General features: G+C 72.9%; 11 protein-coding genes and 1 pseudogene. 4 read left to right on the top strand and 8 right to left on the bottom strand.

What is annotated here, in order from left to right; translation table 11 throughout:
- Positions 1-5 precede the first annotated feature (5 nt).
- Positions 6-2,849, bottom strand: a complete 2,844-nt coding sequence (secA, locus tag AB0910_RS21580) for a preprotein translocase subunit SecA (RefSeq protein WP_366746230.1) — start codon at positions 2,847-2,849, stop codon at positions 6-8.
- A gap of 237 nt (positions 2,850-3,086) precedes the next feature.
- Between secA and AB0910_RS21575 the strand changes: the two genes are divergently transcribed.
- Both AB0910_RS21575 and AB0910_RS21570 read left to right on the top strand, forming a co-directional pair.
- On the top strand, positions 3,087-3,662 hold the full coding sequence (locus AB0910_RS21575; protein WP_366746229.1) for a GNAT family protein: 576 nt from the start codon (positions 3,087-3,089) through the stop codon (positions 3,660-3,662).
- Between the two features lie 83 nt (positions 3,663-3,745).
- Entirely contained in the window at positions 3,746-4,948 is a 1,203-nt protein-coding gene (locus AB0910_RS21570; protein WP_366746228.1) for a crosslink repair DNA glycosylase YcaQ family protein, read from the top strand.
- A 63-nt stretch (positions 4,949-5,011) separates the two neighbouring features.
- Here AB0910_RS21570 and AB0910_RS21565 read toward each other — a convergent pair whose 3' ends face one another.
- The 7 genes from AB0910_RS21565 to mtnA all read right to left on the bottom strand — a co-directional run bounded on the left by AB0910_RS21565 (position 5,012) and on the right by mtnA (position 13,940).
- Positions 5,012-5,773 carry a response regulator transcription factor gene (locus tag AB0910_RS21565; RefSeq protein WP_366746227.1) on the bottom strand — a complete coding sequence of 254 codons (762 nt, stop codon included), beginning with the start codon at positions 5,771-5,773 and terminating at the stop codon, positions 5,012-5,014.
- 198 nt (positions 5,774-5,971) lie between these two features.
- Complete coding sequence (gene raiA / locus AB0910_RS21560) at positions 5,972-6,664, bottom strand: ribosome-associated translation inhibitor RaiA (protein WP_366746226.1); 693 nt, start codon at positions 6,662-6,664, stop codon at positions 5,972-5,974.
- A gap of 313 nt (positions 6,665-6,977) precedes the next feature.
- Complete coding sequence (locus tag AB0910_RS21555; protein ID WP_366746225.1) at positions 6,978-7,694, bottom strand: ComF family protein; 717 nt, start codon at positions 7,692-7,694, stop codon at positions 6,978-6,980.
- A 154-nt stretch (positions 7,695-7,848) separates the two neighbouring features.
- On the bottom strand, positions 7,849-9,660 hold the full coding sequence (locus tag AB0910_RS21550; protein WP_366746224.1) for an LpqB family beta-propeller domain-containing protein: 1,812 nt from the start codon (positions 9,658-9,660) through the stop codon (positions 7,849-7,851).
- Between the two features lie 13 nt (positions 9,661-9,673).
- The gene (gene mtrB / locus AB0910_RS21545; RefSeq protein WP_366746223.1) at positions 9,674-12,103 is read right to left on the bottom strand and encodes an MtrAB system histidine kinase MtrB; all 2,430 of its coding nucleotides are present in this window, start codon (positions 12,101-12,103) and stop codon (positions 9,674-9,676) included.
- A gap of 1 nt (position 12,104) precedes the next feature.
- A complete protein-coding gene (gene mtrA, locus AB0910_RS21540; protein ID WP_366746222.1) occupies positions 12,105-12,782 on the bottom strand; it encodes a two-component system response regulator MtrA in 678 nt (225 codons plus the stop codon).
- Between the two features lie 15 nt (positions 12,783-12,797).
- On the bottom strand, positions 12,798-13,940 hold the full coding sequence (gene mtnA, locus AB0910_RS21535; RefSeq protein WP_366746221.1) for an S-methyl-5-thioribose-1-phosphate isomerase: 1,143 nt from the start codon (positions 13,938-13,940) through the stop codon (positions 12,798-12,800).
- Positions 13,941-14,134: 194 nt separating this feature from the next.
- On the opposite strand from mtnA, the gene AB0910_RS21530 reads away from it, so the two are divergent.
- A complete protein-coding gene (locus AB0910_RS21530) occupies positions 14,135-15,388 on the top strand; it encodes a glycerophosphoryl diester phosphodiesterase membrane domain-containing protein (RefSeq protein WP_366746220.1) in 1,254 nt (417 codons plus the stop codon).
- Positions 15,389-15,575: 187 nt separating this feature from the next.
- Positions 15,576-15,906 (top strand): annotated as a pseudogene (locus AB0910_RS21525) (DUF58 domain-containing protein); the annotation flags it as partial.
- Between the last annotated feature and the right edge of the window lie 200 nt (positions 15,907-16,106).

Here is a 16,106-nt window from a genome sequence, read left to right as displayed (position 1 = left end):
GCCGACTACTTCTTGCGGCGGCGGCCGCCGCCACCGCGCTGCGCCTTGCGGCGCTCCGCGCGGGTCATGCCGTCCGCCGTCGAGCGCGTGGGACCGCCCACGGGCTCGTGCTCGAACTCGCCCTCGACCACACCGCCCTCGCCGTCCACGGACGGCGCGGAGAAGTGCAGCCGGTCGGGGCGCTGCGGGCTGTCGAGGCCCTTGGCGCGGATCTCCGGGCGGGCGCCGGCGGGCACCGCGTCCTCCTTGACCAGCGACGTCGGCTCGGCGTCCGCGGGGGCGGCGTCCTGCGCGGGCAGCTCGACCTCCTCGACCTGCTGCTCGACCTGGACCTCCAGGTTGAACAGGTAGCCGACGGACTCCTCCTTGATGCCCTCCATCATGGCGTTGAACATGTCGAAGCCCTCGCGCTGGTACTCGACCAGCGGGTCCTTCTGCGCCATGGCCCGCAGGCCGATGCCCTCCTGGAGGTAGTCCATCTCGTAGAGGTGCTCGCGCCACTTGCGGTCGAGGACCGAGAGCACCACGCGGCGCTCCAGCTCCCGCATGATGTCCGAGCCGAGCTGTCCCTCGCGCTGCTCGTACTGCTCGTGGATGTCGTCCTTGATCGACTCGGCGATGAACTCGGCGGTGAGGCCCGCGCGGTCCCCGATCTCGTCCTCCAGCTCCTCCACGGTGACCTTGACCGGGTAGAGCTGCCGGAACGCGCCCCACAGCCGGTCGAGGTCCCACTCCTCTGCGAAGCCCTCCACCGTCTCCGCCTGGATGTAGGCGTCGATGGTGTCGTCCATGAAGTGCTTGACCTGGTCCTGGAGGTCCTCGCCCTCCAGGACGCGGCGGCGCTCGCCGTAGATGACCTCGCGCTGGCGGTTGAGGACCTCGTCGTACTTGAGGACGTTCTTGCGGGTCTCGAAGTTCTGCTGCTCGACCTGCGACTGGGCGGACGCGATGGCCCGCGTCACCATCTTGTTCTCGATGGGGACGTCGTCAGGGACGTTCGCCATGGACATCACGCGCTCGACCATCTGCGCCTTGAACAGCCGCATCAGGTCGTCGCCGAGCGACAGGTAGAAGCGGGACTCGCCGGGGTCGCCCTGACGGCCCGAGCGGCCGCGCAGCTGGTTGTCGATGCGGCGCGACTCGTGGCGCTCCGTGCCCAGCACGTAGAGCCCGCCGAGGCTCTTGACCTCCTCGAACTCCGCGCGCACGGCCTGCTCGGCCTTCTCCAGTGCCGCGGGGAGGGCCGCGGCCCACTCCTCGACGTGCTCGACGGGGTCGAGGCCGCGCTGGCGCAGCTCGGCCTCCGCGAGGTCGTCGGGGTTGCCGCCGAGCTTGATGTCCGTACCGCGGCCCGCCATGTTCGTGGCGACCGTGACGGCGCCCTTGCGGCCGGCCTGCGCGACGATCGTGGCCTCGCGGTCGTGCTGCTTCGCGTTGAGCACCTCGTGCTGGATGCCGCGCTTGTTGAGCTGCTGCGAGAGGTACTCGGACTTCTCGACCGAGGTGGTGCCGACGAGGATCGGCTGCCCCTTCTCGTGCTTCTCCTCGATGTCGTCGACGACGGCGGCGAACTTCGCGACCTCGGTGCGGTAGATCAGGTCGGACTGGTCGGCGCGGACCATCGGCTTGTTCGTCGGGATGGGCACGACGCCGAGCTTGTAGATCTGGTGGAACTCGGCCGCCTCGGTCATGGCCGTACCGGTCATGCCGGACAACTTGTCGTACAGGCGGAAGAAGTTCTGGAGGGTGATCGTGGCGAGTGTCTGGTTCTCGTCCTTGATGTCCACCCCTTCCTTCGCCTCGATCGCCTGGTGCATGCCCTCGTTGTAGCGGCGGCCGGCCAGGATGCGGCCGGTGTGCTCGTCGACGATCATGACCTCGCCGTCGATGACGACGTAGTCCTTGTCCTTCTTGAAGAGTTCCTTGGCCTTGATCGCGTTGTTCAGGTAGCCGACCAGGGGCGTGTTCACCGACTCGTAGAGATTGTCGATGCCCAGCCAGTCCTCGACCTTGGTGACCCCGGACTCGTGGATCGCGACCGTGCGCTTCTTCTCGTCGACCTCGTAGTCGCCGGTCTCCTCGATGCCCTTGAGCTGGTTGCCCGCCTCGCCCCTGGTGAGCCTGAGCACGAGCTTCGCGAAGTCGCCGTACCACTTCGTGGCCTGGTCGGCGGGGCCGGAGATGATCAGCGGCGTACGGGCCTCGTCCACCAGGATCGAGTCGACCTCGTCGACGATCGCGTAGTTGTGGCCGCGCTGCACCAGCTCGTCCTGCGACCACGCCATGTTGTCGCGGAGGTAGTCGAAGCCGAACTCGTTGTTCGTGCCGTACGTGATGTCGCAGGCGTACTGCTCGCGGCGCTGCGCCGGCGTCATGTTCGCCAGGATGCAGCCGACGCTCAGGCCGAGGAACTTGTGGACGCGGCCCATCATCTCGGAGTCGCGCTCGGCCAGGTAGTCGTTGACCGTGATCAGGTGCACGCCCTTGCCGGACAGCGCGTTCAGATACGCGGGGAGCGTACCGACCAGCGTCTTGCCCTCACCGGTCTTCATCTCGGACACGAACCCGAGGTGCAGGGCGGCACCGCCCATCAGCTGCACGTCGTAGTGGCGCTGCCCGAGCACCCGCTTGGCGGCCTCGCGCACGGTGGCGAACGCCTCGGGCAGGATGTCGTCGAGGCTCTCCCCCTCGGCGATGCGCTCCTTGTACTCGTCCGTGAGCGCGCGCAACTCGGCGTCGGAGAGGTTGACGAAGTCCTCTTCGATGGAGTTGACCTGGTCCGCGATGCGGTGCAGTTTGCGCAGGATCTTGCCTTCGCCTGCACGCATGAGCTTGTTGAAGACGGACACTGAGGCTGGTCTCCTTGCCGGTCGGGCCTGGCACTGGGGGTCGTGTACGGGCGCGGGCACGGCAGGCGTGCCCCACCGCATCGGCCATCGTAAGCGAGGACCGGCCCGCGCCGGGAGGGCCGCTGCGATGCGGGACCACCGTCACCCGTCAACAAGAACGCCCGGGGGCTGCCCAAGGTGCCGGTCCACCGGGAAAAGACTTCCCCGGCCCGCCGGGGCCGTGGCGATAATCCGTTCATGGACCCGCTCTGCCTCCGCTCGGACCGCCTCATCCTGCGCGCCCTGAGCGGCGCCGACGTCGACGCCGTCCACGCGGCCTGCCAGGACCCGGAGATCCAGCGGTGGGTCGCCGTGCCCTCCCCCTACGAGCGGCAGCACGCGGAGTACTTCGTGGAGCAGCTCGCCACGGAGGGTTGGCGCACGGACACGGCCTACACCTTCGGCTTCTTCCCGCGCGGCGGCGGCCCGCTCCTGGGCGCGGTCGACCTGCACCGGCAGGGCGGCACCTGGGAGGTCGGGTACTGGGCCGTGCCGGAGCACCGGGGCAGCGGATACACGGCGGAGGCGGTCGGCGCCCTGACCCGCTGGGCCTTCGGGCAGGGCGTCGAGCGCCTCGAATGGCGTGCGGAGACCGGCAACACCGCGTCACGCGCGGTCGCCGAGCGGGCGGGCTTCGTGGTGGAGGGCACCCTGCGGGCCGCGCTCCTTTGCCGCGGCGTGCTGCGGGACGTGTGGATCGGCTCACTGCTCCCCTCCGACCTGGGGCTGGCCGGGGCGCACGCCTATCTGCCCGCGCAGCGCGCCCACGCCTGAGGCCGGGCGCGGGCGGCACCCCGCGGACCGGCTGCCGCGCAGGTCAGGCCCGATTGTCAGTGGGGCGCCCTAGGCTGCCGAGCATGACGACCGCCTCGCCCGCCACCGGGCCGTCCGCCGTGGAGCTGTCCGCCGACGAGGCCCGCAGGATCGCCCTGCGCGCGCAGGGGTTCCTCGGCGCGCCCGACCGCCGCGGCGGCGTGCGCGGCGTGCTGCGCGCCCTCGGCGCCGTCCAGCTGGACACGATCTCGGTGCTCGCCCGCTCGCACGAGCTGGTGCCCTACGCGCGCCTCGGCGCCGTCGGCCGCGAGGCCGTCGAGCGGGCGTACTGGACGCCTGCGCCGCCCGGCGGCCCCTCCCCCGAGCCGCACGCCTTCGAGTACTGGTCGCACGCGGCGTGCGTGCTGCCCATCGAGGAGTGGCCGCTGTTCGCGTTCCGCCGCCGCGCGTACCGCGCCCGCCCGCACTGGAACCACGATCTGTCGGACGGCGCGTACGACACGGTGGTCAAGCAGCTGCGCGACGCGGGCCCGCTGACCGCCACGGAGCTGGGCGGCGCGAAGAACGGCGGCCCGTGGTGGGACTGGTCGGACGCGAAGATCGCCGTCGAGCGCGCCCTGATGTACGGCGAGGTGGTCTGCACGGGCAGGCGCGGCTGGAAGCGGGTCTACGACCTCGCGGAGCGCGCGGTCCCCGCGGCCCTGCTGCACGACGGCCTGAGCGACGCGGAGTGCCTGCGCCCGCTGGTCCGCCTCGCGGGCAGGGCGCTCGGCGTCGGCACCCGCGCGGACATCGCCGACTACCACCGGCTCAAGGGCGAGCAGGTCGACGCGGTGATCGCGGACTCCGGCCTGGTCCCGGTGACGGTCCAGGGATGGGGCAGGCAGGCGTGGGCCGACCCCGAGGCGCTCGCCGCGCCCCCGCGCGGGCGGCACAGGACGACGCTGCTCTCCCCCTTCGACTCCCTCGTGTGGGAGCGCGCCCGTACGGAGCGGATCTTCGGCTTCGCCCACCGCCTTGAGGCGTACGTGCCCAAGCCCAAGCGCGTCCACGGCTACTTCGCGATGCCCCTGCTCTCGGGCGGCAGGCTGGTCGGCAGGGTGGATCCGGCGCGTTCCGGCACCACGCTCGTCGCCCGGCAGGTCTCGCTGGCCGGTCCGAAGGCGGTCGCGCCGATGGCGCAGGCCCTGCGGGAGGCCGCCGAGTGGGTCGGCTGCGACGCGGTGCGGATCGAGCGCGTCGACGCCCCCGGCCTCGCCGCCGACCTGACCCGCGCGGTCGCCTGAGCCTCTGGGGCCTGTCTGACAATTCCCGTCTGCCGCGCGACGACGGGAATTGTCAGACACGCCCTAGCGGATTTCGAGGATCTTCTCGCGCATCGCGTAGACGACGGCCTCCATCCGGGAGTGCAGCTGCAGCTTCTCCAGGATGTTGCGCACGTGGTTCTTCACGGTGTTCTCGGAGATGAACAGCTCTTTCGCGATGTCCCTGTTGTTCATCCCGGTGGCGACGAGCTTGAGCACTTCGAGCTCGCGGTCCGTCAGGCGCGGTGCCGGCACCAGCCTGCGCTCGTCGGTGCGCTGGATCATCGACTTGAACTCGGTGAGCAGCTTCGCCGCCATGGAGGGGCTGATCTGGGACTGCCCGTCGGCCACGGCGCGGATCGCGGTGGAGACCTCGTCGGTGGAGATCTCCTTGAGGAGGTAGCCGGTGGCGCCCGCCTTGATGGCGTCGTAGAGGTCGGCCTCCTCGTCGCTGATCGTCAGCATGATGATCTTCGCGCTCGGCGCGACCTCCTTGATGGAGGTGCACGCCTCGATCCCGCCGCGCCTGGGCATGCGCACATCCATCAGCACGATGTCGGGCAGCAGGTCCGCCGCCTTCTCGACGGCCTCTGCGCCGTCCCCGGCCTCGCCCACGACCTGGATGTCCTCCTCCTGCGCGAGGACGATCTCGAGGCCGCGGCGGAAGAGGGCGTGGTCGTCCACGACGAGGACCCGGATGGGCTCCTTCCCGGACGCGCCGTACGCGTCGCGCTCGTCGGGCTCGGCACCGTCGACCGGCGTCCCGTGGCCCTGCGCCCCGAGCACCGGTCCGAAGCCGTCCGCCATCGTTCCTCCCCCTGAAGGCCGTGGCCCCAAGTTTGCTGACGCGGCCAACCTCACTGCACTGACCGCCCGTTGGCCTGCGTACCCATGATTCCATGCCCGGGCCTCGCGGCGGGGCCACCGTCCGGCACGGGCGTGCCCCCGAGGACCCGTCGGGTCCTCGGGGGCACCACTCCTGTCACCGCTCCTGTCACTGCGGACTCAGCCGCCGAGCGCGCCCCCGGCGCCACCGGTCTCGGGGGCCGCGAGGGGATCGGTACTGAGGTGGATCACGCCGTAGTCGTAGGCGTGGCGCCGGTAGACGACGCTGGGCTCCTTCGTGTCGAAGTCCACGAACAGGTAGAAGTCGTGGCCGACCAGTTCCATCTCCTCAAGCGCCTGGTCGAGCGTCATCGGCGCTGCGGCGTGGTACTTCTCCCGGACGACGAGCGGGCCGTCGCCCTGCACCTCGAGCGAGCCGATGCGCTTGGTCTGCACGGCCGCTCCGCCGTCCGGCTCCGCCGACGCGGCACCGTTCATGCTGTACTCCGCGACACCCGGGACCCGGTCCGCGACCTCGGCGGCGGAGAGCCTGCCCGTGCCGCGGCGGTTGTAGCGCTTCTCGTGCTGCTTGCGCAGCCGCGCCTCCAGCTTGCCCGTGGCGAGGTCGAGCGCCGCGTACGGATCGCCCGCGCACGCCTCGGCGCGGATCACCGGCCCCTTCGAGCGGAGCGTGATCTCCACCCGGTCGCAACGGTCCGCCTGGCGCGGGTTGTGCTCCTTGGACACCTCGACGTCGAGGCTGATGACCTTGCCGTCGAGCTTCTGGATCTTCTCCGGCTTCAGCTTCTCGGCCACGTGCTTCCGGAACCGCTCCGGCACCTCTGTCTTGCGGCCCTTGACGACGATGTCCACGCAGAACTCCGTTCCCGGAGCGCCTCGCCTCGCTGCGGCGGCGCCCCTTGTTGCACCAGACCCCGGCAGCCGCCGGAGCCTCGGACTTGGCGACTTCCACCTCCTCCTCCCCGGCGGTGTGTTTTCCACCCGTGCCCGCCGGAGGATCCCCGAAAACGCCGGAGCGCAACAGCGCATTCATCGAGTCACGGCTTGCGCCATTCCTCACAACCGAACATAGCTCTCCGGACGGGGTCGCGGCACCTGGTACCGGCAGGTACCCCCCTTCAGGCAACTTTCCCCCGGCATTACCTTCGATCGCGTAAGTAACCGGTCAGTTCCGGTTTATTTCGAAAGAGACCGAAGAGGCGGCCACCACTGCGGCGGCCAGCGGCGCCCCGGCCTCCGCGTCCCGCGCGGCACGCACCGCGCGGGCGGCCTCGGCGAGCGAGGCGCCCGTCGTCACCAGGTCGTCGACGACCACGACCCGGCCCGCCCCCAGCAGCCGTGCCCCGCCGCCCGCGACCTCCAGCGCGCCCGCCAGATTCGCCAGCCGCTGGTGCGCGGCGAGGCCCGCCTGGTCGGCCACCGCGCGCCGCTGCCGCAGCACGGGCAGCACCCGCGCGGCCCGCCCGGCGCGCCGCAGCTCGCCCGCGGCGGCGGCCGCGACCCTGCGCACGCCGTCGTGCCCGCGCGCCGCCACCGCGCGCGAGGTCGACGGCACGGGCACGAGCAGCAGCGGCCCCGTGCCCGTCCCCGGGGGCGCCACGGCGTCCACCGCGCCCGCCAGCGCCCGTCCGAGCCGCTGGGCGAGCCCCAGCGCCCCCCGCTCCTTGTGCGCGAGCAGCACGGCACGCACGGCGTCCTCGTACGGCGCCGCCGCGCAGACCGGGGGCAGCCCCGGCGGCTCGGGCGACGGCCGCACCCGGCACGGCCACGCCCCGTACAGCTCCCGGCGGCACTCCCCGCACAGCGACGTCCTCGGACTGCCGCACCCCGCACACGCGACCGGCAGCACCAGGCCGCCGATTTCCCGCCACCAGCCCCGCATGGCAACCACTGTGCCGCTGCCGCGCCGCCCCGGCCACCCCTGTGGACAACCGCCTGTGGACAACCGGGCCGTGGGCACCCGCGCCGCACGCGACACACGCGACAGCGCCGGTGACCGCGGGTGTCGGCCGCGGCCCGCCGCGGACGCCCGCGCGTCAGCCCGGATAGACCGGCGACGCCCCGTGGTCCACGACGGCCTGCCAGTTGCCGCCCGAGGGCAGCTGCACGATGCCCGCGTCCTCGGAGTCGGCGACCAGCGCCTTCGCGTCGGTGTCGCCCGCGGCGATCGCCGTCACCTGGTTCAGCCCTGGCAGCACACTCGCGTCCGAGGTCGACCCGTCGGCCTGGACGAACCGCACCTGCTGCACACCGCCCGCCTCCTTGCCGACGATCACCAGGCGGCTCGGCCCCGCCCAGGAGACCGCGGTGACGGTCTCCATCTGCGGCGTCAACGACTTCAGGTCCTCCACCGCCAGGGTCCTGTCGGCGCCGGTGCCCGTCCGGTCGACCCGCCCGATCTCCAGGCTCGTCCGGTCGCCCCGCGTCAACAGCAGCGCGATGCGCACCCCGTCCGAGGAGAGCCGTACGGCCTCGATCCTGCGCCCGCCGAGACCGTCCACGCGCACCTCGACCGGCGAGGACGCGCCGTTCTCGAACTGCAGCAGCCGCGCGTGGTCCGGGTCCCTGTCCGCGACCCACAGGTCCCCGCGGCTGTCCCAGCTCGGCGCCGACAGCCGGTCGGACGCCTTCTTGCCCGCGCTGGTGGCCAGCGGGTCGCCGGCGTCCCCACTGCCCGTGATCGACGCGACGTACAGCGACTTGCCGTCCTGCGCGACGCCCGCCGCGGTCCGCTCGTCGCGGGCGACGGCGACCGCGTCCAGCTTCACCGCCCCGTCGCCGAACGGCCCTTGGACGAGGTTGTCCTTGTCGCTGCCGTGCCTGTCGTCGGGCCGCAGGCGGGCGAGCCGGCCGTCCGAGTCGACGTAGAACGCGTCGTCGGACCGGCCAGAGGCGTTCCCCGGCGCGTACGCCAGCGCCTCGTCACCGGTCACGGAGCACAGCGCGCTGCCGCCGGCCCGCAGGGCGATCTGGCCGACCCGGGTCGAGGTGAGGTCCCGCAGCGTGAAGTACAGCTGCGCGGCCATCTTCTTGCACACGTCGGGCGACGCCTTCTTCGCGGCGGCGCTCAGCGGCACGGTCAGCGCGTTGCTGTCGTCGAACTGGAGCGTCCTGGTGCCCTTGGCCAGCCGCGTCCCCGCGGGGAATGACGACGTGACGGACGGCTCCAGCCAGCCCGTCGGCCCGGACAGCAGCGTGTTCACGGCCTGGGTGATCGGATCCATCCGGGTCAGCGGGTCTATCCGCTGCCTGATGAAGACGGGGTCGGCCACCAGCCAGCCGTCCCCCCGCGCGAAGAAGTACGTGTCCACGGGGCGGTAGTTGCGCTGGAAGTCGGACGCCCCGAGGACGAGGCCCTGCGGCAGGGCGTCGATGCGCCACTCCTTGTGGTCGCCCACCTTCTCCTGGATGAGGTGCAGGGCCTGCTGGTACGCGGCGGGCTTCAACGGCCGGTACACGTGCCCCTCGTCGACCGTCGCGATCTGCTCCCCGTGCATCTGGTACGTCAGTCCCGGCTGGTCCGCGGACGGCGGCTTGGCCGGCCCCTCCAGGTCGGGCGCCTCGCCGAGCACCGTCGTGACCTTCTGCGGCTGCCAGTCGTGCGCCTCGTCCTTGGCGAGATACCTCCTGGCCATGGCGAACCCGGGGTCATCACTGGTCATCGCCTCGAGGAACCCGTCGACGATGTCCCCCGCCGACGCGTTCGGCGGGGGCGGCACCGCGTACACCCGCACCTGGGACTCGTCCTGCGGGGACGCCTTCACCGGCTCCACGTCCCCCTTGTCGGGGATGGACGCGCACCCCGCGAGCGCCATCACCAGCACCACGAGCACTGCCGGCACCCGCACGCGTCGCACGCGATCACCGCCCACGCCCCGCCCCTTCCCGACCCGACACGCCACCCGTCCGACCGCCCGCGACGGAACCGCCGCCGTCCACGCCCCCCGCGCCCGAGCCGCGCCCGCCCTCGGCCGCCGCCCTGCGGTCCTGACCGCCGTCCCCCGCGGCCCCGTCCGGACCCCGCTCACGCGGCTCCCCGCTCCCCCCGGCAACGGCACCGTGCCGGTCCCCGGCTCCGCCGCCCCCGGTCACGGCGGGCCCGCCGTCGTCACCGTCCGCATCACCGGCGCCCGCGTCCCCGGGCCCCGGAAGTCCTTGCGCCGAAGCACCGCCACCCGACGGGGGCACGACCGGGCCGCCGCCGTCCGAAGCCTCCGCGGCAGGACCGCCGCCGTCCGTGCCCTCGCCGTCCGGAGCCCCCTGCACAGAGGGGTCCTGCGCCGAGCGGCCGGCGCCGGTCGTGCCGCTGCTCGCCGGGGGGCCGGCCGCGCCGCCGTCGGGGCGGCGGGGCGGCGACCCGGCGTCTGTGGCGTCCCCGCCGTCCCTGGGGCGGTCCGCGGTGGCCCTCGGGACCACGCGGGAGCCGCTGCCCGGCAGGGCCGCCGGGTCCACCACGGCGGTCGGGCGCCGGCCCTGGCCCGGCGGTGCGGGCAGCGCGCCACCGCCGCCCGGCACCGGGAACGCCGTGTTCGCGACCCGCCGCACGCTCTTGTCCGCCACGGCCGCGGCCCGCTCGCGGTTGCCCCGGGAGTCCTCGGGCTCCAGCGGTATTGGGGAGCCCCGCAGCGGCTCGTCCGCCGTGCGCGGCAGCGTGAGCCGGAACTGCGAGCCGCCGCCGGGCTCGCCCCACGCCTGGAGCCAGCCGCCGTGCAGGCGCGCATCCTCCACCGCGATCGACAGGCCGAGGCCCGTACCGCCCGTCGTACGGGCCCGCGCCGGGTCGGCCCGCCAGAACCGGTTGAAGACCCGCGTCGCCTCGCCCGGCTTGAGCCCCACGCCGTAGTCGCGCACCGCGACCGCGACGGCCCCGCCCGCCGCGCCGAGCCGTACGACGACGTCCCGGCCGTCGCCGTGCTCGACGGCGTTGACCACGAGGTTGCGCAGCACCCGCTCGACCCGCCTGGCGTCCGCCTCGGCGACCACGGGCTGCCCGTCGCCGAGGACCCGCACCGTGGAGCCCTTGCGCTCCGCCAGCGGCGCCGCCGCGTCGATCACCCGCCGCACCACTTCCCGCAGGTCTATCGGCTCGGCCTCCAGCGCCGCCGCCCCCGCGTCGAACCTGCTGATCTCCAGCAGGTCCGCGAGCAGCGACTCGAACCGGTCGATCTGCCCCACCAGCAGCTCCGCCGAGCGCGACGTCGCCGGGTCGAAGTCGCCGCGCGACTCGTGGATGATGTCGGCGGCCATCCGCACCGTCGTCAACGGGGTACGCAGCTCGTGCGACACGTCCGAGACGAAGCGCCGCTGCATCCTCGACAACTCCTCCAGCTGCTGGATCTTCAGCTGGAGGTTCTGCGCCATCTTGTTGAACGCCTCGCCGAGCCGGGCGATGTCGTCCTCGCCTGTGACCTTCATCCGCTCGTGCAGCAGCCCCGTCGACAGCCGTTCGGCGATCCCCGCCGCCATCCGCACCGGCGTGACCACCTGCCGCACCACGAGCCACGCGATCGCGCCGAGCAGCGCCACCACGAAGAGGCCCGCCGTGGCCAGCGTCCGCTTCACGAGGTTGAGCGACTGCTCCTCCTGCGTCAGCGGGAACAGGTAGTACAGCTCGTACGGGTGGCGGTCCACGTCGTTGAGCCGCTTGCCGATGATCAGCGCCGGCTCCGGCTGCCGGTCGGCCGACGCGTCCGTGTACTTGATCTGCGCGTACGTCTTGAACTCGCCGGTGCCCCCGGCGACCGCCCGCCGCAGGTCGTCGGGGATGGACGACAGGTCGACGCCGCCGGAGGTGCGCGGCGCCCGCTTGGGCAGCGGGTCGGCGCTGAGCGCCACCACATTGAACGCCCCGGGGCCGCCGCTCGCCAGCTGCTCCACGAGGTCCGTGCGCCAGGAGTTCGTGCCCGCGACCGTGGAGCCCGTGCCGTCGTCGCTCCTGCCGCCGGGCGAGGGGGCGTCCGCCTTCTCCTGGGCGACGGAGAACCCGCCGTCCGCCTGGCTCTGCGCGGCCTTCTCCTTCGCCTCCACCAGGCCGTTGCGCACCTGCCCGATGACCACGAAGCCGAGCAGCAGCACCACGCCGAGCGACATCAGCAGCGTGGCGGCGACGACCCTGAGCTGGATGTTGCGCCGCCACAGCCGCATCACCGGCAGCAGCGGGCGCCGCAGCAGCCGGACGACCAGCCGCAGCACCGGGCCGCCCGCCGGTGCGTCCTGAAGGAGCCGGCCGCCCTGGAAGCGGCGGCCGCGCCCAGGACGCCCGGCCTTCGGCGCGGTGCTGCCGCCGGTCATGTCAGTTCGGTCCTGCCTTGTACCCGACCCCGCGGACGGTCACGACGATCTCCGGCCGCTCCGGGTCCTTCTCGACCTTCGAGCGCAGCCGCTGGACGTGCACGTTCACCAGGCGGGTGTCGGCGGCGTGGCGGTAGCCCCAGACCTGTTCGAGCAGCACCTCGCGGGTGAAGACCTGCCACGGCTTGCGGGCGAGCGCCACCAGCAGGTCGAACTCCAGCGGGGTGAGCGCGATGGACTGGCCCTCGCGCTTCACCGAGTGGCCCGCCACGTCGATCACCAGGTCGCCGATGGTCAGCTGCTCCGGCGCCGGCTCCTCCGACCTGCGCAGGCGGGCCCTTATCCGGGCCACGAGCTCCTTGGGCTTGAAGGGCTTGACGATGTAGTCGTCCGCCCCCGACTCCAGGCCGACGACCACGTCGACCGTGTCACTCTTCGCCGTGAGCATGACCACCGGGACCCCGGACTCCGCCCGGATCTGGCGGCACACCTCGATGCCGTCCCTGCCGGGCAGCATCAGGTCGAGCAGCACCAGGTCGGGCTTGGTCTCGCGGAACGCGGCAAGCGCCTTGTCCCCGTCCGCCACGAACGACGGTTCGAACCCTTCACCACGCAGCACAATGCCCAGCATCTCGGCGAGTGCGGTGTCGTCGTCGACGACAAGGACGCGTCCCTTCATATCGACATCATCCCATCAGCCCATCGTTGCCTGTCGTGACCTGGCACACAGGTCAGCGATTCCACTGCCGGTCACCGGGGAGAGCGCCCCGTCCTCCGTGACGAGCGCCGTCACCAGCTCGGGCGGAGTGACGTCGAACGCCGGGTTGTACGCCTGCGTCCCGAGCGGGGCCACCGGCACCCCGGCCCCCGGCTCCGAGCCCGCGGCCGGAGGCACCGCGAACTCGGTCACCTCCTGCCCCGCACGCTGCTCCACCTCGATCGACGCCCCCTCCGCGGTGTCAGGGTCGATCGTCGTCGTCGGCGCGACCACCACGAACGGCACATGGTGGTACCTGGCGAGCACGGCGAGCGGATAGCTGCCCACCTTGTTCGCCACGGAGCCGTCCGCCGCGATCCGGTCCGCGCCGATCAGCACCGCGTCCACCTCGCCCGCCGCGAACAGCGACCCGGCCGCGTTGTCCGTCAGCAGCGTGTACGCCATCCCGCTGCGGGCCGCCTCGTAGGCGGTGAGCCTGGCCCCCTGGAGCAGCGGACGGGTCTCGTCCACCCACAGCCGCTGGAGCCGCCCGGCCCGGTGCGCCGCAAGCGCCACCGCGAACGCGGTGCCCTCGCCACCGGAGACGAGCGCCCCGGTGTTGCAGTGGGTCAGGATCCGGTGGTTTCCGCCGGGAAGCAACTCGTCGAGCAGGGCGAGGCCCGCGGAGGCCATCCGCGCGCTGCTCTGCGCGTCCTGCCGGTGCAGCAGCTCCGCCTCGGCGAGCGCCGCTCCGGCCGCGGCGCCGAGGTCCCCGCCGCCGGCCAGCGCGCTCCGGTACACCGCGAGCGCCCGGCGCACCCCGTAGGCGAGATTGACCGCGGTGGGGCGCGCGTGCGCCAGCGCCTGCGCCGCGTCCTCCACGTCGAAGCCCCGGGCCGCCGCGAGCGCCACCCCGTACGCCCCCGCGATGCCGAGCAGCGGCGCACCCCGCACGGCGAGCGTGCGGATCGCCCCCACCAGCGCCGGCACGTCGGTGCAGACGAGCTCGACCTCCTCGGCGGGGAGTCTCGTCTGGTCGAGCAGCACGAGCACCGGCCCCTCGGGCGGCTCGTCCCAGCGGAGCGCCGGAACCTGCGAGGACGGTGCGTCGGCGGCGACAGGTGCGTACGGATCAGCCATTCGCCCAGTCTGCCTGGTCGGGCGGGGACAATGAAGCCGCGAAGAGATCGCATCGGGGCGCCCGCCCTCTGGCCCGGCCCCGGGTACCGCGTGGCACGATGGCCACCAACCCGACGGTCACCGGCAGCAACGGGCCGCACCAGAGCACCGGACCGCCGTGCCCAACCGACGACACTGCCACGAGGTGGACGACCGTGAACGACACTCCGGGCTGGACCTCGCCCGGATCTGCCCCGTCCGACGGCCAGGAGAACGGCACGCCACCCCCCGCGGACCAGCCGGGCGCATCCTCCGGCAAGTGGTCCGCCGAGCAGCCGCCGCCTGGCCAGTGGTCGCCGCCCGGCGCCCCGCCGTCCGTGCCCGCCCAGGCAGGGCCCCCGCGCGCCCAGGCCCGGGGCGGCCCCGGTCCGGCCGGCGGCCCCGGCTGGGGCGGCGGCGCGGGCTGGGGCGGCCCGCCGCCGGCGGCGCAGCCCGGGGTGATCCCGCTGCGCCCCCTCGGCCTCGGCGAGATCCTCGACGGCTCCGTGTCCGTCCTGCGCCGCCACTGGCGCACGGTCCTCGGCCTGACCGTCGGGGTCGCCGTGGTCACCAGGACCTGCGACATCCTCCTCGAACGCCTCCTGGCCTCCGCACCGGCCGAGATCGACCCCTCCGCCTCCCCCACCGAGGCCCTCGACCAGCTCGGCGACGCCATCCAGTCGACGCTCGTCACCTCGCTGATCTCGATCGCCATCACCCTGATCGGCACCCTCTTCACCACGGCCGTCCTCACCGTCGTGGTCAGCCGCTCCGTCCTCGGCCGCCCCGTGGCCTTCCAGGACGCCTGGCGCGAGGCACGGCCCCGCCTGCCCCAGCTGCTGGGGCTCACGCTGCTGCTGCCGCTGATCGGCGCGGCGATCGTGGCGGTCGCCCTCGTACCCGGCCTCGCCAGCCACACCGACGCGGGCCTCGCGACGACCACGCTCCTCTGTTTCGCCGCACTCCCCGTCGCCGTCTGGCTGATGATCCGCTTCAGCCTGGCCTCCCCCGCGCTGATGCTGGAGCGCCAGGGCGTGACCGCGTCCATGCGGCGCTCCGCGAAGCTGGTGCGCGGCGCCTGGTGGCGGACCTTCGGCGTCCTGCTCCTCACCGGGGTGCTCACCCTCCTGGTCTCCCTGATCGTCGCCGTGCCGTTCAGCCTCGTCGCGACCGTCGCCGACGGCGGTTCCGGGATCGACAGCGTGCTCGCGGGCGGCACCCCGCACTTCGGCTGGGCATACGTCGTCATCACCGCCATCGGCTCGGTCATCGCGTCCGCCGTCACCCTGCCGATCTCGGCGGGCGTCACCGTCCTGCTCTACGTGGACCGGCGCATCCGGCGCGAGGCCCTCGACCTGAAGCTCACCCGCGCCGCCGGCATCACCGGCTACGGAGCCCAGCCGCCCGGCGGCGGCCACCCCGGCAGCTGAGAGGGTGACCGCCGCGGGGTGAGTGCCGGCGACCACTTCGATTCGGCCTCCGGCATGGCCCCGGCGGCCGCACCGGGGTCGTCGTGACCGCCGTCCTCGTGATCGTGCTGCTCGACGCGCTCTGGTGGCGGCTCGGCCTGCCGCGCTGCGCGGCCGCCGGAAAGACCGGCGGAGCACTCTTCGACGAACGGAGTTCGACAGCCTCCGCGCGTACGTGCCGGGCGACGACACACGCTCCATCGACTGACGGGCCACCGCGCGCCAGACGGAGATGACGGTCCGCACCTGGCGCCCCGAACCGACCGCCAGATCCTCGTGGTCCTCGACACCGGCCGTACGTCGGCAGGACGGGTCGGGGACATCCCGCGCCTGGACGCCGCCATGGACGCGGCCCGCCCCGCCGCCCCCCGTAACTGGTCGAGACGGACGCGAGGGGCCCAACAGCTGAGGTGCTCCATCAGGCCGCACCCGGGGCACTGGTCGTCCTGCTCACGAGCCTCGACAGCGCGCCGGTGGAAGTCGACGGGCCGGCTCTGACGGGGCCGGGGGGCGGGACGGGCAGAAATGGACCTGGCTGAACGCAGAAGACGCCATAAACGCAGAAAGGGCCCGCACCACCCGGTGCGGGCCCTCCCTCTTTATTCAATGATTGTTCGGCGGCGACCTACTCTCCCACAAGGTCCCCCTTGCAGTACCATCGGCGCAATAAGGCTTAGCT

Origin of the sequence: Streptomyces sp. NPDC047002 (assembly GCF_040704505.1) — a bacterium.
Taxonomy (GTDB): Bacteria; Actinomycetota; Actinomycetes; order Streptomycetales; family Streptomycetaceae; genus Streptomyces.
Note: the sequence above shows the minus strand (reverse complement) of the source record. Positions and strands in the feature narration are given on the sequence as shown.